The 21,592-nt window shown below is 58.3% G+C and carries 21 protein-coding genes; 14 read left to right on the top strand and 7 right to left on the bottom strand.

Annotation, left to right across the window (positions count from 1 at the left end):
• Window positions 1–10: 10 nt before the first annotated feature.
• Window positions 11–748, top strand: coding sequence for an S-methyl-5'-thioinosine phosphorylase (locus SOP97_RS08820; RefSeq protein ID WP_274088618.1), 738 nt, complete (start codon window positions 11–13; stop codon window positions 746–748).
• A gap of 58 nt (window positions 749–806) precedes the next feature.
• Here the strand turns inward: SOP97_RS08820 and SOP97_RS08825 are convergent, their stop codons facing one another.
• Complete coding sequence (locus SOP97_RS08825) at window positions 807–1,346, bottom strand: CsiV family protein (RefSeq protein ID WP_274089561.1); 540 nt, start codon at window positions 1,344–1,346, stop codon at window positions 807–809.
• Window positions 1,347–1,357: 11 nt separating this feature from the next.
• Window positions 1,358–4,804 (bottom strand): transcription-repair coupling factor, encoded by a 3,447-nt coding sequence (gene mfd, locus SOP97_RS08830; protein ID WP_411912044.1) that lies wholly within the window; start codon window positions 4,802–4,804, stop codon window positions 1,358–1,360.
• A gap of 131 nt (window positions 4,805–4,935) precedes the next feature.
• On the opposite strand from mfd, the gene SOP97_RS08835 reads away from it, so the two are divergent.
• A complete protein-coding gene (locus SOP97_RS08835) occupies window positions 4,936–6,402 on the top strand; it encodes a glyceraldehyde-3-phosphate dehydrogenase (RefSeq protein WP_322948963.1) in 1,467 nt (488 codons plus the stop codon).
• A gap of 84 nt (window positions 6,403–6,486) precedes the next feature.
• Here SOP97_RS08835 and SOP97_RS08840 read toward each other — a convergent pair whose 3' ends face one another.
• Window positions 6,487–7,050, bottom strand: coding sequence for a chalcone isomerase family protein (locus SOP97_RS08840; protein WP_322948964.1), 564 nt, complete (start codon window positions 7,048–7,050; stop codon window positions 6,487–6,489).
• Window positions 7,051–7,320: 270 nt separating this feature from the next.
• Between SOP97_RS08840 and SOP97_RS08845 the strand changes: the two genes are divergently transcribed.
• From SOP97_RS08845 to sthA, 9 genes are all read left to right on the top strand, one after another.
• Window positions 7,321–8,658, top strand: a complete 1,338-nt coding sequence (locus SOP97_RS08845; RefSeq protein ID WP_322948965.1) for a Na(+)-translocating NADH-quinone reductase subunit A — start codon at window positions 7,321–7,323, stop codon at window positions 8,656–8,658.
• 3 nt (window positions 8,659–8,661) lie between these two features.
• Window positions 8,662–9,873 (top strand): NADH:ubiquinone reductase (Na(+)-transporting) subunit B, encoded by a 1,212-nt coding sequence (locus SOP97_RS08850; protein ID WP_274089557.1) that lies wholly within the window; start codon window positions 8,662–8,664, stop codon window positions 9,871–9,873.
• Window positions 9,866–10,654: a Na(+)-translocating NADH-quinone reductase subunit C gene (locus tag SOP97_RS08855; protein ID WP_322948966.1), complete on the top strand. Its 789-nt coding sequence runs from the start codon at window positions 9,866–9,868 to the stop codon at window positions 10,652–10,654. The genes SOP97_RS08850 and SOP97_RS08855 overlap by 8 nt, the downstream gene beginning before the upstream one ends.
• 2 nt (window positions 10,655–10,656) lie before the next feature.
• Window positions 10,657–11,325 carry an NADH:ubiquinone reductase (Na(+)-transporting) subunit D gene (locus SOP97_RS08860; protein ID WP_274089555.1) on the top strand — a complete coding sequence of 223 codons (669 nt, stop codon included), beginning with the start codon at window positions 10,657–10,659 and terminating at the stop codon, window positions 11,323–11,325.
• Window positions 11,325–11,933 carry an NADH:ubiquinone reductase (Na(+)-transporting) subunit E gene (gene nqrE / locus SOP97_RS08865; RefSeq protein ID WP_090238197.1) on the top strand — a complete coding sequence of 203 codons (609 nt, stop codon included), beginning with the start codon at window positions 11,325–11,327 and terminating at the stop codon, window positions 11,931–11,933. The genes SOP97_RS08860 and nqrE overlap by 1 nt, the downstream gene beginning before the upstream one ends.
• Window positions 11,934–11,948: 15 nt before the next feature.
• The gene (gene nqrF, locus SOP97_RS08870) at window positions 11,949–13,175 is read left to right on the top strand and encodes an NADH:ubiquinone reductase (Na(+)-transporting) subunit F (RefSeq protein WP_322948967.1); all 1,227 of its coding nucleotides are present in this window, start codon (window positions 11,949–11,951) and stop codon (window positions 13,173–13,175) included.
• A gap of 104 nt (window positions 13,176–13,279) precedes the next feature.
• On the top strand, window positions 13,280–14,203 hold the full coding sequence (locus SOP97_RS08875) for an FAD:protein FMN transferase (protein WP_322948968.1): 924 nt from the start codon (window positions 13,280–13,282) through the stop codon (window positions 14,201–14,203).
• Entirely contained in the window at window positions 14,200–14,427 is a 228-nt protein-coding gene (gene nqrM / locus SOP97_RS08880) for a (Na+)-NQR maturation NqrM (RefSeq protein ID WP_274089552.1), read from the top strand. Before SOP97_RS08875 ends, nqrM begins: the two co-directional genes overlap by 4 nt.
• Window positions 14,428–14,553: 126 nt before the next feature.
• Entirely contained in the window at window positions 14,554–15,948 is a 1,395-nt protein-coding gene (gene sthA / locus SOP97_RS08885) for a Si-specific NAD(P)(+) transhydrogenase (protein ID WP_274089551.1), read from the top strand.
• Window positions 15,949–16,102: 154 nt separating this feature from the next.
• Here sthA and SOP97_RS08890 read toward each other — a convergent pair whose 3' ends face one another.
• The 3 genes from SOP97_RS08890 to SOP97_RS08900 are packed head-to-tail and all read right to left on the bottom strand — an operon-like array spanning window position 16,103 to window position 17,712.
• Window positions 16,103–16,819, bottom strand: coding sequence for a glycerophosphodiester phosphodiesterase (locus SOP97_RS08890; RefSeq protein WP_322948969.1), 717 nt, complete (start codon window positions 16,817–16,819; stop codon window positions 16,103–16,105).
• Window positions 16,816–17,118, bottom strand: coding sequence for a phosphodiesterase (locus tag SOP97_RS08895; RefSeq protein ID WP_322948970.1), 303 nt, complete (start codon window positions 17,116–17,118; stop codon window positions 16,816–16,818). The genes SOP97_RS08890 and SOP97_RS08895 overlap by 4 nt, the downstream gene beginning before the upstream one ends.
• Before the next feature lie 12 nt (window positions 17,119–17,130).
• Window positions 17,131–17,712: a PilZ domain-containing protein gene (locus tag SOP97_RS08900; RefSeq protein ID WP_274089128.1), complete on the bottom strand. Its 582-nt coding sequence runs from the start codon at window positions 17,710–17,712 to the stop codon at window positions 17,131–17,133.
• Window positions 17,713–17,806: 94 nt separating this feature from the next.
• Here SOP97_RS08900 and SOP97_RS08905 point away from each other — a divergent pair, with 94 nt between their 5' ends.
• The 3 genes from SOP97_RS08905 to SOP97_RS08915 are packed head-to-tail and all read left to right on the top strand — an operon-like array spanning window position 17,807 to window position 21,007.
• Entirely contained in the window at window positions 17,807–19,057 is a 1,251-nt protein-coding gene (locus SOP97_RS08905; protein WP_322948971.1) for a lipoprotein-releasing ABC transporter permease subunit, read from the top strand.
• A gap of 22 nt (window positions 19,058–19,079) precedes the next feature.
• Window positions 19,080–19,763: a lipoprotein-releasing ABC transporter ATP-binding protein LolD gene (lolD, locus tag SOP97_RS08910; protein WP_322949002.1), complete on the top strand. Its 684-nt coding sequence runs from the start codon at window positions 19,080–19,082 to the stop codon at window positions 19,761–19,763.
• Window positions 19,763–21,007, top strand: a complete 1,245-nt coding sequence (locus SOP97_RS08915; protein ID WP_322948972.1) for a lipoprotein-releasing ABC transporter permease subunit — start codon at window positions 19,763–19,765, stop codon at window positions 21,005–21,007. Before lolD ends, SOP97_RS08915 begins: the two co-directional genes overlap by 1 nt.
• A 51-nt stretch (window positions 21,008–21,058) precedes the next feature.
• Here the strand turns inward: SOP97_RS08915 and SOP97_RS08920 are convergent, their stop codons facing one another.
• Window positions 21,059–21,580, bottom strand: a complete 522-nt coding sequence (locus SOP97_RS08920; RefSeq protein ID WP_274089125.1) for a DUF2062 domain-containing protein — start codon at window positions 21,578–21,580, stop codon at window positions 21,059–21,061.
• Window positions 21,581–21,592: the final 12 nt, after the last annotated feature.

Here is a 21,592-nt window from a genome sequence, read left to right on the forward strand (position 1 = left end):
GGACGAATGGATGACGGTTTACGCGATTATCGGTGGCACCGGCCTGACCAAGTTGGGCGGTTTGACCATCAAGGCCGCGCTGCACATTGATACGCCTTATGGCGCGCCTTCTGCTGCGGTGCTGAGGGGCGATTATGCTGGGCGTGAGGTGTTATTCCTGGCGCGTCACGGGCACCCGCATCGTATCCCGCCGCATCAGGTGAATTACCGCGCCAACCTCTGGGCGTTGCGTGAGGCGGGTGCCAAGGCGGTGATTGCAGTGAACGCGGTGGGGGGGATTCATACGGCCATGGGGACCGGGCACTTCTGCTTGCCGCATCAAATCATCGATTACAGCTACGGCCGTGAGCACACCTATTTTGAGGGTGAACTGGAGCATGTTACCCACGTCGATTTCAGCCATCCCTACGATGCAGGGCTGCGCAGTAAGCTGAGCAATGCGTTGACCGCCGAGCACTGCGCATTCAGCAGTCATGGTGTTTACGGCTGTACTCAGGGGCCGCGTCTGGAAACGGTAGCTGAAATTGCACGGATGGAGCGTGATGGCTGCGATATTGTCGGTATGACTGGGATGCCAGAAGCCGTATTGGCGCGTGAGTTGGCGTTGCCCTATGCCTGTTTGGCGCTGGTGGTGAACCCGGCTGCTGGCAAGTCTCGCGCCCTGATCACTATGGCTGAAATTGAGCGTGCGCTGGACGAAGGCATGGATACGGTTAAGGCCGTATTGGCGCGCGTGCTGAGCAGTTGAGTCCGTGTTGATAGGCAGAAAAGGGTCGCGCAATGCGGCCCTTTTTTATGTTGGGTTTTTACAGCGAGCTGACACGAATCAGCAGGCCCGTGCTGCCGTTATCGACAAATGTCAGTTCACCACTTTTTAGGCGGCTGTTTTGTTTGATGCGCTCGCTGTCGATGAGGCTGCCGTTGGCATCGAGCTGGTTGATCCAGATGTCGCTCTGCAATTCAATCAGGCGACCGGCCTTAAGCTCGAGGATGCCTTCGACGGGGTAGTGGCCGAACTGCTCGTTGCCAGTGCTGATGGCTACGCGGCTGCTTGAGTCGCCCAGGCTCATCGACCAGGCTTGGTGCAGCAATACCTGATAACCGCTGGATGGGTTGAGCTTGGCTGCTTCGGCATTCAGTGCGGTGTTGCGGCTGTTGCTGCCATCCACCGGCAGCGCGTTCTGCGCCCAGTTGTCGGGCGGCAGTTGGCCGGCAGAGATCGCTTCGCCTGCTTGGCGGAATACGATCACCTCAACCTGGTAAAGACTTTCGGCTAAGGCGCTCGTGCTGCTGAGTATGCACAGCAGTACGAGCGGCAGCAGGGCGAGGGTGTGGAGGGTGCGCATGGGTCGGTCCTTTAAGTAGAGGGAGTCAGGCGCTCAAACAGAGCTTCCAAGGTGTTGAATCGCTCTTCCGGGCGCTCCATGGGCACCTGGAATTTAAACAGCGTTGCACCTTCGAACTTGTAACGGTTGGGTGCGCCTTGGATTAGCTTGATCAGGGTTAGTGGGTCGACGCAGGTGTCGGCAGCAAACTCGATGCGGCCACCTTGCGGGCCAGCGTCGACTTTTTTGATCCCGAGCTTTTCTGCCTGCAGTTTCAGTAGGGTGATGCGCACCAGATTCTTGCTTGGCTCAGGGAGCAGTCCGAAGCGGTCGATCATTTCTACTTGTAGGTCTTTTAGGCCTTCCTCGTCGCTGGCGTTGGCGATGCGTTTGTACATGATCAGGCGTGCGTGCACGTCTGGCAGGTAATCGTCGGGGATCAGTGCCGGCACGCGCAGATTGATCTCCGGGCCGCCACCCAACGGCTGGTCGAGGTTGGGTTGCTCGCCCTTGCGAATCGATTTCACCGCGCGTTCGAGCATCTCCATGTACAAGGTGAAGCCGACTGCCTGAATTTGCCCGCTCTGGCCGTCGCCAAGCAACTCTCCGGCGCCACGGATTTCCAGGTCGTGGGTGGCGAGCAAAAAGCCGGCCCCCAAGTCCTGGGCATTGGAGATGGCTTCGAGGCGCTTTTGTGCATCGTCGGTCATCTGCTTGCGCGGTGGCGTCAGCAGGTAGGCGTAGGCTTGGTGGTGGCTGCGGCCGACTCGGCCACGTAGCTGGTGCAATTGCGCCAGGCCGAACTTGTCGGCGCGTTCGATGATGATGGTGTTGGCGCTCGGTACGTCGATACCGGTTTCGATGATGGTCGAGGCAATCAGCACGTTGAAGCGCTTGTGATAGAAATCGCCCATCACCTGTTCCAGTTCGCGCTCGTGCATTTGCCCGTGACCGATGCCGATACGCGCTTCCGGCACCAGTTCAGCGAGGTCGGCGGCGCACTTCTCGATGGTTTTCACATCGTTGTGCAGGTAATACACCTGGCCGCCGCGCAGCAGTTCGCGCAGCAGGGCTTCCTTGATGGTTGGATTGTTTTGCTCCATCACAAAGGTGCGCACCGACAAGCGCCGCGCCGGTGGCGTGGCGATGATCGACAAATCGCGCATGCCAGCAACGGCCATATTCAGGGTGCGCGGGATCGGTGTGGCGGTCAGGGTAAGGATGTCGACTTCGCTGCGCAGGGTCTTTAGCTGTTCTTTCTGACGCACACCGAAGCGGTGTTCTTCGTCGATGATCACCAGGCCCAGGTTGTTGAATTTAACGTCGTCCTGCAGCAGCTTGTGAGTACCGATGACGATATCCACCTTGCCTTCGGCCAGTTGTTGCATGGCCTCGCTGACTTCCTTGTTGCTCTTGAAGCGGCTCATCACCTCGACCTTTACCGGCCAATCGGCGAAGCGGTCGCGGAAGCTGTTGTAGTGCTGTTGGGCGAGCAGGGTGGTGGGCACCAATACCGCCACCTGCTTGCCGCCATGCACGGCGATAAAGGCGGCGCGCATGGCCACTTCGGTCTTGCCGAAGCCGACATCGCCACAGACCAGGCGGTCCATCGGTTTGGCGGAGAGCATGTCGCTGTACACCGCTTCGATGGCGGCTTGCTGGTCCGGGGTTTCCTCGAACGGGAAGCCGGCGCTGAAGGTGGCGTAGTCCGCCTTGGGATCGGCAAACGCATAGCCTTCGCGAGCGGCGCGCCGTGCGTAGACGTCGAGCAGTTCGGCGGCGACATCGCGCACCTGTTCGGCGGCCTTGCGTTTAGCCTTCTGCCAGACCTCGGAGCCGAGGCGGTGCAGCGGCGCCAGGGCATCGTCGCTGCCGGTGTAGCGGGCGATCAGGTGCAGGCTGGCCACCGGCACATAGAGCTTGGCTTCTTCGGCGTACATCAGGGCGAGGAATTCAGCGGCCTGGCCGTCGAACTCCATGGTCACCAGGCCCAGGTAGCGGCCCACGCCATGGTCGATGTGCACCACCGGCGCGCCTTCGCGTAGCTCGGTAAGGTTCTTGATGGCATTGTCGCCACCGTCGCGGGATTTCTCACGGCGTCGACGCTGCATGACGCGCTGGCCGAACAGCGGGCTTTCCGCCACTAGGGCGAGGTCTTCGAGCAGCAGGCCGTCATCCAGTGGGGCGATGCAGATGCCCAAGCGTTGCTTGCTGGCGGTAAAGGCCGGCCAGCTGTCGAACTCCTTAGGTTTGAGCTTGAGGCGGGCGAGCAGCTCCAGTAGCACTTCGCGGCGCCCGGCGGATTCCGCGCAGAACAGCACGCGGCCGGGGTATTCCTCAAGAAAGCGTCGCAGTGCCGCCAGCGGCTCGCCAGCTTTGGCCTGGATCGCCAAGTCGGGCAGGGGTTTGGCGTTAAAGCGCAGGCGGCCGACGCCTTCCTCGATGTCGTCCTGGCTGACCACCACGCGCGGCCAGTTTTTCAGGCGGGCGAAGCAGTCTTCTACCGGCAGGAAGATATCGGCGGGTGGTAGCAGTGGGCGTTCCGGGTCAACACGGCGATCTTCGTAGCGGCTGCGTGCATCCACCCAAAATTGCTCAGCGGCTTTTTCGATGCCCGGCAGGGAAAATACCTGGGTGTCGGCGGGCAGGTAGTCGAAGAGGGTGGCGGTTTCTTCAAAGAACAGCGGCAGGTAGTACTCAATCCCCGCTGGTGTGATACCCGTGCTGAGGTCCTGATAAATCGGGCAGCGGCGGAAATCCACGTCGAAACGTTCGCGAAAGCGCCCGCGGAAATCAGTAACGGCTTTCTTTTCCAGCGGAAATTCACGGGCCGGTAGTAGCTTGATCGACTCGACTTTGTCGATGGAGCGCTGAGTTTCCGGGTCGAAGGTACGCAGGGTTTCGATCTCGTCATCGAACAAGTCGATGCGATACGGCTGGCTGCTGCCCATCGGAAACAGGTCGATCAATGCGCCGCGCACGGCGAACTCGCCATGTTCATACACCGTGTCAACGCAGCGGTAGCCGGCGGCTTCCAGGTTGCCGCGCAGCTGATTGACGTCGAGCTGCTGGCCCACTTGCATGACCAGGCTGCTGCCCAGCAGAAAGCGCTTGGGTGCCAGGCGGTGTAGGGCGGTGGTGATCGGGACTACCAATACCCCATGTTTCAGCTCAGGCAGGCGATAAAGTGCGGCAATACGCTGGGAGATGATGTCCTGGTGCGGCGAAAACAGGTCGTAGGGCAGGGTTTCCCAGTCGGGGAAATGCAGCACCGGCAAGTCCGGCGTAAAGAAACTCAGCTCCTCCTGCAGGCGTTCAGCGCTCTGACTGTCGGCGGTCAGTAGCAGGGTGAAACGTTTAGCATTGCTGGCGGCTTCGGCAATTGCCAAGCTCAGCGCGGCACCGGGCAGGTTGCCCCAGTGTTGTTTGCCAGCAGTGGCCGGCAGGGACGGTAGGCGAAGTACGGACGCAGTCGGCACAGGCAGCTCACGGTCAAATCACAAGGTCGTCGATTGTAACGGGCGTTTACCTGTGGTGTCAGTTAAGACAGTCGTGCATTGCTCATGCTAGCGTGCACCGTCATAATGTAGCCCCTTTTTTTAGCCCCTACATGTGGAAGGTACTGCCCGTGACTCAGAAGCCCGACCAGTGTCTCGGTGAGTGGATCGATCGAGAAGCCCTTGCGGAAGCGATGATTCCGATGATTGGCCAACTCTACCGTAACAACAACGTGGTCACCTCGATCTACGGCCGTGGTTTGATCAACCGTTCGGTTATCGACATTCTCAAAGCCCACCGCTTCGCGCGTCACCGTCTGGCTGACGGCTGCGAATTGTCGGTGCACGAGACCTTCCCAATTCTCAAGGTCATGAGCGAGCTGAAACTGGGCGCCGCCTCGGTGGACCTGGGCAAGATGGTCAGCAAGTTTAAGGCTGACGGTCAGGGCCGTAGCATCGAGCAGTTCGTCAAAGACGAGCTGGTTGAAGTGGCTGGCAAGCAGAACGGCGAAGCCCGCGAGGGCACCGATGTAGTGCTGTATGGTTTTGGTCGTATTGGCCGCCTGTTGGCGCGCATCCTGATCGAGAAAACCGGCGGTGGTGATGGCCTGCGTCTGCGCGCCATTGTTGTGCGCAAGGGTGCGACCAATGACCTGTCCAAGCGCGCCAGCCTGCTGCGTCGCGACTCGGTACATGGTTCGTTCGACGGCACCATCACTATTGATGAGGCCAGCAATACCATCACCGCCAATGGCAACCTGATTCAGGTGATTTACGCCAAAGACCCGAAAGAAGTCGACTACACCCAATACGGCATCAAGAACGCGCTGCTGGTGGATAACACCGGTGTATGGCGTGACGCTGAAGGCTTGGGTCAGCACCTGGCGTGCCCTGGTATTGATCGCGTTGTTCTGACCGCGCCGGGCAAAGGTGCGCTGAAGAACATCGTGCATGGTGTTAACCATGGCGAGATCACCGCTGATGACCAGATCATCTCGGCAGCGTCCTGCACCACCAACGCCATCGTGCCGATTCTCAAGGCAATCAATGATCAGTACGGCATTGCCAACGGTCACGTTGAGACTGTGCACTCGTACACCAACGACCAGAACCTGATCGATAACTTCCACAAGGGCGATCGCCGTGGTCGTTCGGCGCCGTTGAACATGGTGATCAGTGAAACCGGTGCAGCCACTGCAGCGGCCAAAGCATTGCCCGTGTTGAAAGGCAAGCTGACGGGTAACGCCATTCGCGTACCGACGCCTAACGTGTCGATGGCCATTCTCAACCTAAACCTTGAGAAAGCCACCAGCCGTGATGAAGTCAACGAGTACCTGCGCCAGATGGCCATGCACTCCGACCTGCAGAAGCAGATCGACTTCGTGCAGTCGCAGGAAGTGGTATCGACGGACTTCGTAGGCTCGCGCCATGCCGGTGTGGTCGATGCTGAAGCCACTATCTGCAACGAAAACCGCGTGATCCTTTACGTCTGGTACGACAACGAGTTTGGTTACAGCTGCCAGGTGATCCGCGTGATGGAAGACATGGCCGGGGTTAACCCGCCTGCTTTCCCGCGCTAAGCGTCGGGTTGCAATGAAAACGGGAGCTTCGGCTCCCGTTTTTTATTGTGCGGATTAGGTGGTTTGCCAGGCGTTGTTCTGCCCTCATTCATCCGTCAGCAGGTTGCTGCGTAGCTTGTCCGACAGGCCGTTGGGCGCGAGCCAGATCCCCAAGTAAGCCTTGGCCAGTTCTGGGTCTTGGCTGGTGAAGGTGGTCTTGCCATTCAGCTCTAAGGTCAGGCCGCTGCCTGCGATGAAATTCAGGGCGTAGCGGTCCCCGGGGGTGATGTCGCGAAAGGTTGCGTGTAGGGCGTCTATACCCGGGCGCAGGCGCGCTAGGGCGGCGGCATCGTGCTGGCGTTCTAAGGCTACCCAGGCCGCTTTGATTACGTCTTGCCTGTCGATATCGCGGAAGTAATAAAGCTCCAGGCGTTGCGTGAGTGGTGTGGTGACCGCCTGGCGAGCGCTAGCCTCGACTGGGGCGTAGAAGGCGGCAGCGTAGACATCGATCCAGAGGTACGTCAGCACGCTCTGGCTCTTGCGCGCGAGATTGCTCTGCGCAAGCTCGTGGCTGGTGGTGAATCTGGCTTCTTGCAGGCGTTCGCGATCATTGGCCAATAGCTCGCCGCTTATCAGCAGTAGGGTGGTAAGCAGCAGGAATAAGCGCATGGCAAGGCTCCAGTTGGTCGAGTTAATGCTATGTCTCGCGCCGAGCGCGTGCAGTCAAGTCGCGATCTGTTGCCTTCTGTTACGTTTAACCGGATAAAAGCAAGCGCTTGGGTGGTCAGTGGCGGAGCGGGCGCTTTATAATCAGCCAGATTTTTTCCCGCGACCGACATCCCGCCCAGTGCCTGATTTGTTTTGGTGCTGCGCCGCATCTTTCTGCGTTGGTGTCGCCCGTATTCTAAAAAGCTTATAAATCAGTGGTTAGACAAACCTATGATCAAAATAAAACATGGGCTTGATTTGCCCATAGCAGGCGTGCCGGCGCAGCGCATTGAGGCTGCAAGGCCCGTGCGTAGCGTCGCTGTCATAGGCTTCGATTATCACGGTATGAAGCCTTCGATGGAGGTTCAGGTCGGTGATCGGGTCAAGCTTGGCCAGGTACTGTTCTCGGACAAAAAGTCCCCAGGCGTGCAATTCACCGCTCCGGCCGCAGGCGTAATCAGCGCGATTCACCGTGGTGAAAAGCGTGTGCTGCAGTCCGTGGTGATCGATGTTGAAGGCGATGAGCAGGTTACCTTTGATCAGGTAGCAGTGAACCAGCTGGCGACTGTCGGCGACGCGAAAGTGCGTGAGGTCCTGCTGCAATCGGGCCTGTGGACCGCATTGCGCGCCCGTCCGTTCAGTAAGGTACCGGCGGCAGATGCGCAGCCTAGCTCGATTTTCGTCACCGCAATGGATACGCAGCCGCTCGCAGCCGACCCGACTGTGGTAATTGCCGAGTACGCCGCCGACTTTGAAAACGGTCTGCAGGTGTTGGGCAATCTGGCCAAGGTGTTCCTCTGTAAAGCCGAGGGCGCGTCGCTACCCGGTGAGCAGCTGAGCAACGTGCAGACTGAGGCCTTTGCCGGTCCGCACCCTGCAGGCTTGCCAGGTACGCATATCCACTTCCTCGATCCGGTCAATGCCACCAAGAGCGTTTGGTCGATCAACTATCAGGACGTGATTGCCGTCGGCAAACTGTTCACCACTGGCCAACTGTGGACCGAGCGCGTTGTGGCGCTGGCTGGCCCTGTGGTTGAGCAGCCGCGTCTGGTGCGCACCCGTTTGGGCGCAAGCCTCAGCGAGCTGACCGCTGGTGAACTGCAGCCGGGTACCAATCGGGTTGTTTCTGGTTCGGTGTTGGGTGGCCGTACTGCGCAGGGCGCTTTTGCTTTCCTCGGCCGTTACCACCTGCAGGTGTCTTGCCTGACTGAGGGTAACGAGCGTGAGCTGATGCATTACCTGCGTGCTGGGGTAAACAAGCATTCGGTGATGAATATCTTCGTTTCCAAGTTAATGGCGGCGAAGAAGTTTGCCTTCTCCACCTCCACCAATGGCAGCCCGCGCGCCATGGTGCCGGTCGGTAACTACGAAGCCGTGATGCCGCTGGATATCCTGCCGACGCAACTGCTGCGCTACCTGATCGTTGGTGACACCGAGATGGCGCAGAAATTGGGCTGCCTGGAACTCGACGAAGAAGACCTGGCGCTGTGCACCTACGTGTGTGCTGGCAAGTACGAATACGGCCCGATCCTGCGCGACAACCTCGCGCGCATTGAGAAGGAGGGTTAAGTCATGGGTATCCGTGCATTCCTCGATAAAATCGAGCACAACTTTGAAAAAGGCGGCAAGTACGAGAACTGGTATGCCCTCTATGAGGCCATCGACACGTTCTTTTACCGCCCCGGTAGCGTAACCAAGACCACTGCTCACGTGCGTGACGGCATTGACCTCAAACGCATGATGATCACCGTGTGGTTGTGTACCTTCCCGATGATGTTTTTCGGCATGTGGAACACCGGTTACCAGGCCAACCTGATCTTTGCTAACAGCCCTGAACTACTGGCAGCTCAGGAAGGCTGGCGCTTCGCCTTGATTGGCTCACTGGCCGGGTTTGACCCAAGCAGCCTGTGGGATAACTTCATCCAGGGCGCGGCGTATTTCCTGCCGGTGTATGCGACAGCCTTTATCGTCGGCGGCTTCTGGGAAGTACTCTTTGCCTCGATCCGCAAGCACGAAGTTAACGAAGGTTTCTTCGTGACCTCGGTGCTGTTTGCCCTGATTCTGCCGCCCAGCATCCCACTGTGGCAGGTAGCGCTGGGTATCAGCTTCGGCGTGGTAATCGGCAAGGAAGTGTTTGGCGGTACCGGCAAGAACTTCCTCAACCCAGCGTTGGCCGGTCGCGCTTTCCTGTTCTTCGCCTACCCGGCGCAGATGTCCGGTGATGCGGTGTGGACGGCAGTTGACGGTTTTGCCGGCGCAACCTCATTGAGCTTGGCCGCTGCCGGTGGTGTGGAAAACATCATCGGTAACGGTATTACCTGGTCCAGCGCGTTTGTTGGCACCATCCAGGGTTCAATTGGTGAGACCAGCACCCTGGCGATCCTGATCGGTGGCGGTGTGTTGCTGATTACCAAGATTGCGGCGTGGCGCATTGTGTCGGGCGTGATGCTGGGCATGATCGGTTTCAGCCTGCTGTTGAATATGTTGGGCTCTGACACCAATCCGATGTTCGCCATGCCGTGGTATTGGCACTTGGTGGTGGGCGGTTTTGCCTTTGGTATGTTCTTTATGGCCACCGACCCGGTGTCCTCGTCCATGACCAACACGGGCAAGTGGATTTTCGGTGCGCTGATCGGTGTGATGGTGGTGTTGATCCGTGTGGTCAACCCGGCGTTCCCGGAAGGCATGATGCTGGCGATCCTGTTCGCCAACCTGTTCGCACCGCTGATCGACCACTTCGTCGTTCAAGCCAATATCAAGCGGAGGCTGGCACGCAATGTCTAGTCAAAAAGAATCCACCGTCCGCACCTTGGTGGTGGCCCTGTTGGTGTGCCTGGTGTGCTCGGTTTTTGTGGCCGGAGCGGCCATTGCGTTGAAGCCGACTCAGGTTGAAAACCGTCAGCTGGATAAGCAGCGCAGCATTCTGGCAATTGCCGGGCTTGGTGAGCCGAATATGTCTGCCGCGCAAGTTAAAGACATGTTCAACGGCACCATTACTGCCAAGCTGGTTGATCTGCAAACGGGCACGTTCTCCGATGCCAAGGACCCGATGACCTTCGATCCGTTGAAGGCTGCAAAAGATCCGAAGCTGTCGAGCGTGCTTAGCGGTGATGACGATATTGCCTCGATCAAGCGTCTTGAGCGTTACACCACGGTTTATGTCGTGGAGAAAGACGGTCAGATGGATACCTTGATCATGCCGGTGCGCGGCTACGGCTTGTGGTCCACCCTGTATGGCTTTATCGCCATCAAGGGCGATCTCAATACGGTCGCGGGCATGGGCTTTTACCAGCACGCCGAGACTCCGGGCTTGGGCGGTGAGGTCGATAATCCAAAATGGAAAGCGCAGTGGCTGGGCAAAACCCTGTTTGATGAAAACGGCAAGCTGTCAGTTGCGGTGGTCAAGGGTGGTGTCGATCCGCAGAGCCCCAGCGCTGTCCATCAGGTCGATGCATTGGCTGGGGCCACACTGACCAGCAAAGGCGTCGATAACCTGCTGAATTTCTGGCTGGGTCAGAACGGTTTTGGTCCGTTTATCGCTAACCTGCGCGCAGGGGAGGCTTAATCATGTCGCAGCCGACTATTAAAGAAGTCCTGCTCAACCCCATCTTCAACAACAACCCGATTGGTTTGCAGATTCTGGGTATTTGCTCTGCTCTGGCAGTGACCTCGAACCTGAAAACCGCGCTGGTGATGTCCATCGCGCTGACCCTGGTAACCGGGTTTTCCAACCTGTTTATCTCGATGATCCGCAGCCAGATTCCCAGCTCGATTCGCATGATCGTGCAGATGGTGATCATCGCCTCCCTGGTGATCGTGGTGGATCAGGTGCTTAAGGCGTATGCCTTTAGCCTGTCCAAGCAGCTGTCGGTGTTCGTCGGGCTGATCATCACCAACTGCATCGTGATGGGCCGTGCTGAAGCCTTTGCCATGCAGAACCCGCCGGTGCTGTCGTTCTTTGACGGTATTGGTAACGGCCTTGGTTACAGTGCATTCCTCGTCGCGCTGGGCATCATTCGTGAGCTGTTCGGTGCGGGCAAACTGATGGGCTACGAGATCATCCCGGTGATCAACGACGGTGGCTGGTACCAGCCTAACGGCATGCTGTTGCTGCCGCCTTCGGCGTTCTTCCTGATTGGTCTGTTCATCTGGGCGATCCGCAGCTGGAAAAAAGATCAGCTGGAGAAGCCAAGCTTCAAGATGGCCTCGCAAGTGTCGAATAAGGAGGCTTACTAATGGAGCATTACCTCAGCTTGCTGGCCAAGGCGGTGTTCGTTGAGAACATGGCATTGGCCTTCTTCCTCGGTATGTGCACCTTTATTGCCATCTCGAAGAAAGTCGAGACGGCGATTGGCCTGGGTATCGCGGTCATCGTGGTGCAGGTCATCACCGTGCCGGCGAACAACCTGATCTACACCTACCTGCTGAAAGATGGCGCGCTGGCCTGGGCCGGTTTGCCAGAAGTGGACCTGAGCTTCCTGGGCTTGCTCAGCTACATCGGGGTGATCGCGGCCATCGTACAGATCCTCGAAATGCTCTTGGATAAGTACGTACCGAGCCTGTACAACGCCCTTGGCGTGTTCCTGCCACTGATCACGGTGAACTGCGCCATCATGGGCGGCACCCTGTTTATGGTCGAGCGCGACTACAACCTGGCGGAAAGTACTGTGTATGGCTTCGGTTCCGGTCTGTCGTGGGCCTTGGCGATTGCCGCGCTGGCAGGGATTCGCGAGAAGCTCAAGTACAGCGACGTACCGGCAGGCTTGCAGGGGCTGGGCATCACCTTTATTACCATCGGTCTGATGTCGCTGGGCTTCATGTCCTTCTCCGGCGTGCAGTTGTAAGGAAGGGATGAATAGATGATCAATTTAGAGATTTTCATCGCTATCGGCATGTTCACCGGCATCGTGCTGGCGTTGGTGCTGATCATTCTCGCAGCGCGCGCCAAGCTGGTTTCCAGCGGTGACGTGAGCATCGAGATCAACGGCGAAAAAACCATTGTGGTGCCCGCGGGTGGCAAGTTGCTGCAGACCTTGGCGGCCAACAATATCTTCTTGTCTTCGGCTTGCGGCGGCGGCGGTACCTGCGCCCAGTGCAAGTGCGTGGTTGAGCACGGCGGCGGTGAAATGCTGCCGACCGAAGAGGCTGCCTTCACCCGTCGCGAAGCCAAGGCTGGCTGGCGCTTGTCCTGCCAGACTCCGGTCAAGCAGGATATGAAGATCGAAGTGCCGGAAGAAGTCTTCGGCGTGAAGAAGTGGGAATGCACCGTTGAGTCCAACCCCAATGTGGCGACCTTCATTAAAGAGTTGACGTTGAAACTGCCTGAAGGCGAGAGCGTTGACTTCCGCGCAGGCGGTTATGTTCAGCTTGAGTGCCCGCCGCACGAAGTGCATTACAAAGACTTCGATATTCAGCCTGAGTATCGTGGCGACTGGGACAAGTTCAACCAGTGGAAGTACGTGTCCAAAGTTGAAGAGACCGTGATCCGTGCCTACTCCATGGCTAACTACCCGGAAGAAGTGGGCTTGGTGAAGTTCAATATCCGTATTGCTTCGCCGCCACCCGACAAGGACGATCTGCCACCAGGCAAGATGAGTTCCTGGGTGTTCAGCCTTAAGCCGGGCGACAAGGTTACCGTGTACGGTCCATTTGGTGAGTTCTTCGCCAAGGACACCGATGCCGAGATGGTGTTTATTGGCGGTGGTGCGGGTATGGCGCCAATGCGTTCGCACATCTTCGACCAGCTCAAGCGCTTGAAGTCGACCCGCAAGATCAGCTTCTGGTACGGCGCACGCTCCATGCGTGAAGCCTTCTACGTTGAGGAATACGATCAACTGCAGGCCGAGAACCCGAACTTCAAGTGGCATCTGGCACTGTCTGACCCGCAACCGGAAGACAATTGGACGGGCCTCAAGGGCTTTATCCATAACGTGCTCTATGAAAACTACCTGAAGGATCACCCGGCTCCGGAAGAGTGCGAGTTCTACATGTGCGGTCCGCCCATGATGAACGCAGCGGTGATCAAGATGCTGGTCGATTTGGGTGTGGAGGAGGAGAACATCCTGCTCGACGACTTCGGCGGCTGATCATGGTCTATGCGGTACTTCGGCCCGTTATTGCAGCCAGCTTGCTGGCCGCTCTAACGGGCTGCTGGTTTTCAGCGCATGTAGAAGAGTTCGGTGGCCCGACGATGGGCAGCACCTACTCCATCAAATACGTGCGCAAGCAGAATTCACCCAGCCCGGATCTGCTCAAGCGTGAGGCGGACGCGATCCTGGCTGAGATCGACAAGCAGATGTCGACCTACCGTGACGACTCCTTTATCGAACAATTCAACCAGGCGCCTGCCGGTAGCTGTCAGAGCATGCCGGGCCCTGTGTTGGCGTTGATTGAAGAAGGGCGCGTGCTCAATGCGCAAAGCCAGGGGGCTTTTGATCTGACCCTTGAACCATTGCTCAACCTGTGGGGCTTTGGCCCCAAGGCGCGCGCGGAGAAAGTGCCTACGCCTGAGCAACTGTCAGCCGCACGTGAGCGCATTGGTATGCAGCATGTGCGGCAGGTCGGTGAGCAGTTGTGCAAGGACGTCGATGTTCAAGTGGATTTCAACAGCATTGCGGCCGGCTATGCGGTGGATCGGGTGGTGCAACGCCTCGTCGAGCTGGGCGTCGACAGCTACCTGGTGGAAATAACCGGTGAGCTAAAAGCGGCGGGTCGAAAGCCGGATGGCCAGCACTGGCGCATTGGCCTTGAGGCGCCACAAGAGGGCGAGCGTGTTGCTCAGCGTGTATTGGCGCTTGATGGTTACGGCGTTTCTACCTCGGGTGATTACCGCAATTACTTTGAGGAAAACGGGCAGCGTTATTCGCACACCTTAGATCCGTTGACCGGTGCGCCGATCACGCACAAGCTGGCAGCAGTGACCGTTGTCGATAAATCGACCTTGCGCGCCGATGGTTTGTCTACAGTGCTGATGGTAATGGGCACTGAGCCCGGCTTGGCATTTGCTGAGCGTATGGGCATCGCCGCGTTTTTCGTGACCCGTGAAGGTGACGCCTTCGTCACACAGACAACTCAGGCTTTCGAGCAGCTATTTGCTGCAGGAGACGAGCAATGACTTTTGTAGTGGTTTTTTTGGTCATGCTGCTGGTAGTGGGCATGATGGCTGTAGGGGTGATCATGGGCCGTAAGCCCATTGCAGGTTCTTGCGGGGGCATCGCTAACCTGGGGATCGAGAAAGAATGCTCGATCTGTGGGGGTAGCCGCGAGAAGTGTGAAGAGATCAACAGTGATTCGCCAGTAGATGCTGACGCGCTGGCCTACGACGCGACAAAGCGCTAATCGCAATGCGGCCGCCCAAGGGCATGGTCCGCAGCTGATGTATTGATTGTCAGGCTGTGTACAACGCGGCGCTGACCCGGCCGAGAGTATTGAACAAGTGCTCCGGCGTGATCTGAAGGAGTAAACATGGCGGTCTACAACTACGACGTAGTGGTGTTGGGTTCTGGCCCTGCGGGTGAGGGCGCGGCAATGAACGCGGCCAAAGCCGGGCGCAAAGTGGCAGTGGTGGATAGTCGCCGCGAAGTCGGCGGTAACTGCACCCACTTAGGCACCATTCCTTCCAAAGCGTTGCGCCACTCGGTGCGACAGATCATGCAATTTAATACCAACCCAATTTTCCGCCAGATCGGCGAGCCGCGTTGGTTCTCCTTTCCTGATGTGCTGAAAAGCGCTGAGCGGGTGATCGCCAAGCAGGTCACTTCGCGCACCGGTTTTTACGCGCGTAACCGCATCGACTTGTTTTTCGGCACCGGCAGCTTCGCCGACGAGCACACTGTCGAAGTGGTCTGCTCCAATGGGGTCGTCGAAAAGCTTGTGGCCAAGCAGATTGTAATCGCCACCGGCTCGCGGCCTTACCGTCCGGTGGACGTGGACTTCCACCACCCGCGTATTTATGACAGTGACACCATCCTCAGCCTCGGCCATACCCCACGGCGGATCATCATCTACGGCGCCGGAGTGATCGGTTCCGAGTACGCTTCGATCTTCAGTGGCCTGGGTGTGCTGGTCGACCTGATCGACAACCGTGATCAGTTGTTGAGCTTCCTCGATGCGGAAATCTCTGATGCGCTGAGTTATCACCTGCGCAATAACAATGTGCTGATCCGTCATAACGAAGAGTATGAGCGTGTCGAGGGTGTAGAAAACGGCGTGGTGTTGCACCTCAAGTCCGGCAAGAAAATCAAGGCCGACGCTTTTCTCTGGTGCAACGGTCGTACCGGCAACACCGATCAGCTGGGGCTGGAGAATATTGGCATCAAGGTCAACAGCCGGGGCCAGATTGAAGTCGACCAGGCCTACTGCACGCAGGTGCCGAATGTTTACGCGGCGGGCGATGTGATCGGCTGGCCAAGCTTGGCCAGCGCCGCTGCTGACCAAGGCCGCTCGGCTGCCGGTAGCATCGTTGACAATGGCAGCTGGCGTTTCGTTGATGATGTGCCGACGGGCATTTACACCATCCCTGAGATTAGTTCGATCGGTAAGAACGAGCGTGAATTGACTCAGGCCAAGATTCCTTACGAAGTCGGTAAGGCATTCTTCAAGGGCATGGCGCGGGCACAGATTTCACAAGAGCCGGTGGGCATGCTGAAAATTCTGTTCCATCGCGAAACGCTGGAAGTGCTGGGTGTGCACTGCTTCGGTTACCAGGCCTCGGAGATTGTGCATATCGGTCAGGCGATCATGAACCAGAAGGGCGAGGCGAACAGCATCAAGTACTTCGTCAACACCACGTTCAACTACCCGACCATGGCCGAGGCCTACCGGGTGGCGGCGTTCGACGGCCTCAACCGGCTTTTTTGAGCGGCTCCGGCCGGTGGCCTGAGCCGGCCGGGGAGAACCCGTTCAGTGACTCCTGCGACTGGCGTTGGCCAAATCGCGAAAGTTTCTGATTAGGCTTAATAAAAAACCGGCCCAAGTGGCCGGTTTTTTTATGCGTGATGTTTGACTGAGGTGCTCAACCCAACGTCTGCACGGCAAGTCCGGGAAAGTCGGTGATGATGCTGTCCACCCCGAAATCGGCCAGGCGACGCATCAGCGCCGGCTCGTTGACTGTCCATACGGAGACATGCAGGCCAGCTTTTTGCGCTTTGAGCAGGCGCTCCGGGGTGCACAGTGTCCAGTTAAGGGCCAGTAAATGACAGCCGTAATGCTTGGCGACTTTCAGTGGGTCGAGCCAGGCGTACTCGGCGACCAAGCCGCGTTGCAAATGCGGCGTCAGGCGTTGCAGGGCGCCGAGTACCTCGCGTGAGCTGGACGTTACAGTGACTTTGTCAGTCAGTTTGTAGCGCTCAGCCAGCTCGCTAATGGCCTCAACCATGCGCGCGGCGCGGACCTTAGAGGCACTTTTGACTTCCAGCTGCCAGTGCTCGAAGTCGCATTTTTGGAACAGTTCTTCCAGGCGTGGGATGGGGCAGGGCGACACGGCGCCAGGGCCGCCTTTGCGCGCGTCATAACCCACCAGTTCAGCAGCGTCATGTTCGACCACCTTGCCGCGGCGGCCGGTGGTGCGCTTGAGCGTGGGGTCGTGAATCACCATCAGCTCGCCATCACGCGATAGGTGCAGGTCCAGCTCACAGCGGCGCACGCCGTGCTTAAGGCATTGTTGGAAGCTGGCCAGGGTGTTTTCCGGCACCTCGCCTTTGGCACCGCGATGTCCATAGATAACTGTCACTGTGGCTCCTTGTTGTGCCGGGTTGTGCCGGGCTGATGATGGCGGACGCTGCTGATTACGTGCGTGTTCTCAAAATAGACACTGAACTCGCGGTAATCCCAGCGGGTAATCGGTGGGTTGCCAACGCTGGGGTGTTCTTCATCGGCCAGGCCGAAACGTTCCAGCACGGCGCGTTGTGACTCACCCAGCTGCGGCAGTGCAAGACCGCTGGCACCTTGCTGGCCCAGAGGGATTTGCAGGGTGTCGGCGAACGCACTAAAGGGCAACAGCAGGGCAATAAGCAGAAACAAGCGTGGCATGTTGGCTCGCTATCAGGGTTGTGGTGGCTGCTCGCGTGCCTGGCGACGTTCCAGTGCCTGGCGTTGCAGGATATGCCGGGCGAGGAGTTGGCGTTGGGCATCGCTGAGGGCTTCGAACTCCGCACCAATCTCAAATTGCTGCGAGGGTAATGCCTGGCAATGCACCACCTTGGCTCGTAATAGCAGACCCAGGGCTTGTGGCATCAGCACCATCTTCAGTGCCAGGTGCGCCCCTTCGGCCACTGGTTGATGGTTATTGAAGCTGACGCCCCCTTCGGAGAGGCTGACCCGGCGCGGTGTGCCAATTTCGCGCAGCAGACTTTGCGCGACGGCCTGGCCGAGCAGGTCGATGCGTTTGTTCATGACCTTGAGGTAATTGGCCAGAGTACGATCACGCTCGGAAATATGCCGCAGCAAATGCTGCGACTCGAAGTCCATTAAATGCAGGTCGCTGAGTAGGTTGAACAGCGGCGAGTTGTCGTGAAGTTCGTCACTGGCCAGGGCCTCGGCGCCCGAGAGTAGGGTGAATTCCAGTGCGATCGTATCGTCGATACGATAGTATTCGCGGCGATCATTTTCATCTTGAGTCGGCATGGCGAACCCATGGCAGCAGTAGTGGTCAGAGTGTAAGGCTGCTCGCCAACCCCCGCCACAAGGACGTTTCTTTTTCCCTCAAGTCAGCCTCGAAATGTACAGACCCCTGTTCGTATTTATCGGCACGCGCTACACGCGGGCTAAGCGCCGTAACCACTTCGTCTCGTTTATCTCCCTGACCTCAATGATCGGGCTGGCACTGGGTGTGCTGGTGATGATTCTGGTGTTGTCAGTGATGAACGGTTTCGATCATGAGATGCGCACCCGCGTACTCGGCATGGTGCCGCACGCCACGGTGGAAAGTGCCACGCCGATCAACGATTGGCGCCGCCTGGCTGAGCAGGCGCAAAGTAACTCGCAGGTGCTGGCCGTGGCACCGTTCAGCCAGATGCAGGGCTTGTTGACTAACGCCGGCAAGGTGCAAAAAGTGCTGATCAATGCCGTTGATCCGCTTGAAGAGGCCAAGGTCTCGATCATTGACAATTTCTTTCAGCAGGGCCGTTTGCAGGCGCTGCAGCCTGGCGAGTTCGGCATGGTGCTGGGTGACAAAGCCGCCGCCAAACTGGGCGTCGGTCTGGGCGATAAGGTCACTTTCGTAGCGCCTGAGGTCACCGTGACGCCGGCTGGCATGTTCCCACGGCTTAAGCGTTTTACCGTGGTTGGCATCTTCCATGTGGGTGCCGGTGAAATTGACGGCCACCTGGCTCTGACCCATGTGCAGGATCTGGCACGTCTGCAGCGCTGGCAGCCCGATCAAGTGCAAGGCATTCGCTTGAAATTCGCTGATTTGTTTGAAGCCCCACGCACGGCCTGGGCCTTGGCGCAAACCCTGGGCGAGGGCGATTACTATGCCCGCGACTGGACGCGTACCCACGGCAACCTGTACCAGGCGATCCGCATGGAGAAGGCGATGATTGGCCTGCTGTTGCTGCTGATCGTTGCGGTCGCGGCATTCAATATCATCTCCACCCTGGTGATGGTGGTCACTGACAAGAAGGGCGATATCGCCATTCTGCGTACCCTGGGCGCAACTCCACGGCAGATCATGGCGATCTTTATGGTGCAAGGCACGGTGATCGGCGTATTCGGCACAGCCATCGGTGCAGTGCTGGGTTGTCTCGCCGCCTTGAATATCAGCAGCGCCATTGCTGCGCTGGAAGGCGTGTTGGGGATCAAGTTCCTCAATGCCGATGTGTACTTCATCGACTACCTACCGTCGCAGCTGATGCTGGCGGACGTGCTGCTGGTCTGCGGTGCGGCCCTGGTTCTAAGTTTTTTCGCCACCCTGTATCCGGCCTGGCGTGCGGCGCGTACCCAGCCGGCGGAGGCCCTGCGTTATGAATGATCAGGTTATGAGTGATTCGGTTATGCAAGATCGTGCAGTGTTGAGTTGTCGCAACCTGGGTAAAAGCTACGACGAGGGTCCACAATCGGTGGTGGTGCTGCACGACTTGCAGCTTGAGCTGCACCCTGGCGAGCGCGTGGCGATTGTTGGCAGTTCCGGCTCGGGCAAGAGTACCTTGCTGAATATGCTTGGCGGCCTGGATACACCGAGCACGGGCAGCGTCTGGCTGGCCGGCGAGGAGTTGTCGGCGCTAAATGAAAAGCAGCGCGGCTTACTGCGTAACCGCGCATTGGGTTTTGTGTACCAGTTTCACCATCTGCTGCCGGAATTCACCGCGTTGGAAAACGTCTGCATGCCGTTGCTGATTGGCCGTACGTCAATCACCGAGGCACGCCAGCGCGCCACGGCGCTGCTGGAACGAGTCGGCCTGGGCCATCGCTTGGCGCACAAGCCATCGGAGCTTTCCGGCGGTGAGCGTCAGCGAGTGGCGATTGCCCGCGCCCTGGTTAACCAGCCTGGGCTGGTATTGCTCGATGAGCCTACCGGCAACCTTGACCATCACACCGCGCAAGGCATTCAGGACCTGATGAAGGAACTGAGCACGTCCTCGCAGACCGCGTTCCTGGTCGTCACCCATGACATGGAACTGGCCCGACAAATGGACCGTATTTTGCGTCTCGAAGACGGCAAGTTGGTGGCCGCCTGATGTTTCGTCCCCTGAGTATCTTTATCGGTATCCGCTATACCGGGGCCAAGCGGCGCAATCACTTTATTTCCTTTATCTCGATGACCTCGATGATCGGCCTGGCGCTAGGCGTGCTGGCGATGATTGTGGTGCTGTCGGTGATGAACGGTTTCCAGAAGGAAATGAGTACGCGCATCCTTGGCATGGTGCCGCACGCCAGCATTGCTGGGGTTAAACCGCTGGATGACTGGCACGTTGTGGCTGCTGCTGCGCGGCTCAACCCGCAGGTGCAAGCCGCGGTGCCCTTTGCCGAGTTGGAAGGCATGCTTTCAGTACGCGGGGCGATGCAGCCGATACAGCTGCACGGCATTGATCCAGCGCTGGAGCCACAAGTCTCGATCATCGACAAGCACATGCAGCAAGGGCGTTTGAGTGATCTACGCGAGGGTGAGTTTGGTGTGGTGCTCGGCGAGATCACCGCGCGGCGCTTCCAGCTGCAGGTGGGCGACAAGCTGGCGCTGATTGTGCCGGAGCTGAGCAGCGTGCCGGGCGGTATCAGCCCGCGTATGCAGCGCCTGAATGTGGTGGGTATCTTCAAGGTGGGCGCCGAGCTGGACAGCTCGCTGGCGCTGATTCACGTCGCCGATGCCGCGCACATTCAGCGCATGCAGCCAGGCCAGGTGCAAAGTGTGCGTCTGAAACTGCAGGATCTGTATCAAGCGCCACAGGTGGCTGCGCAGATTGTCCGTGGCCTGGGCGAGGGTTACACCTCCAGCGACTGGACCCTGACTCAGGGCAGCCTGTTCAGCGCGATGAAGATGGAAAAAACCATGATCGGGCTGTTGCTGCTGCTGATCGTCGCCGTGGCGGCCTTCAATATCATTGCCACGTTGATCATGGTGGTGGCAGATAAGGGCGCGGACATCGCCATTCTGCGTACCCTCGGCGCGACGCCAGGGCAGATCATGGGCATCTTTATGGTCCAGGGTACGGTGATTGGTGTGATCGGTACGGTGATCGGCGCGGTGCTGGGTGTGCTCGCTGCGCTGAATGTCAGCCAGTTAGTGGGCTGGGTCGAGCAGTTGAGCGGCCAGCAGGTGATGAGCTCGGATGTCTACTTCATCAGCAACCTGCCATCAGAGCTGCTGCTGTCGGATGTCCTGCTGATCTGTGGCGCAGCCTTTACCCTGAGCTTCCTGGCCACCGTCTACCCGTCTTGGCGTGCCGCGCGCATTCAGCCAGCCGATGCATTGCGCTACGAATAAGCTAGGCTGATCGAAACAAAAAAGCCGTTACTCAGTAACGGCTTTTTTGTTTCAGTGTTGCTGGCGTTTTTCTTGGCGCTTGCGCCAGTTGTGCTGCACCCACCAGCGCCAGTAGGCATTGGTGCCGAAATAGCCGATCAGGCCGAGCACCAAGCCGATCACCAGCGAACCTAGGTAAAGCGGCTGCCAGTGGGTTTGCAAGACATGCCCGACCCAGCTGATGGTGATGTGATCCGGCATTTGCAGGGTCGGCGTGTTCATCAGCCAGGCGCCGAATTTATAACTGCAGTAGAACACCGGCGGCATGGTAATAGGATTGGTCAGCCAGACCAGGCCAATCGAGATCGGCAGGTTGGCCCGGCCGGTTATTGCACTTGCTGCGGCAGCCAGCATTTGCAAAGGCATGGGGATCATCGCCCAGAACAGGCCGATAGCCATGGCGCGCGAAACGGAATGGCGGTTCAGGTGCCAGAGGTTGGGGTCATGAATCAGGCTGCCCAGAAAACGCAGGGATTTATTGTCCTTGATGCGGTCTGGGTGAGGCATGTAGCGCTTAAATAAACGACGCGGCATGAAGGCTCTCTG

The organism is Pseudomonas spirodelae (assembly GCF_034653255.1).
Lineage (GTDB): Bacteria > Pseudomonadota > Gammaproteobacteria > Pseudomonadales > Pseudomonadaceae > Aquipseudomonas > Aquipseudomonas spirodelae.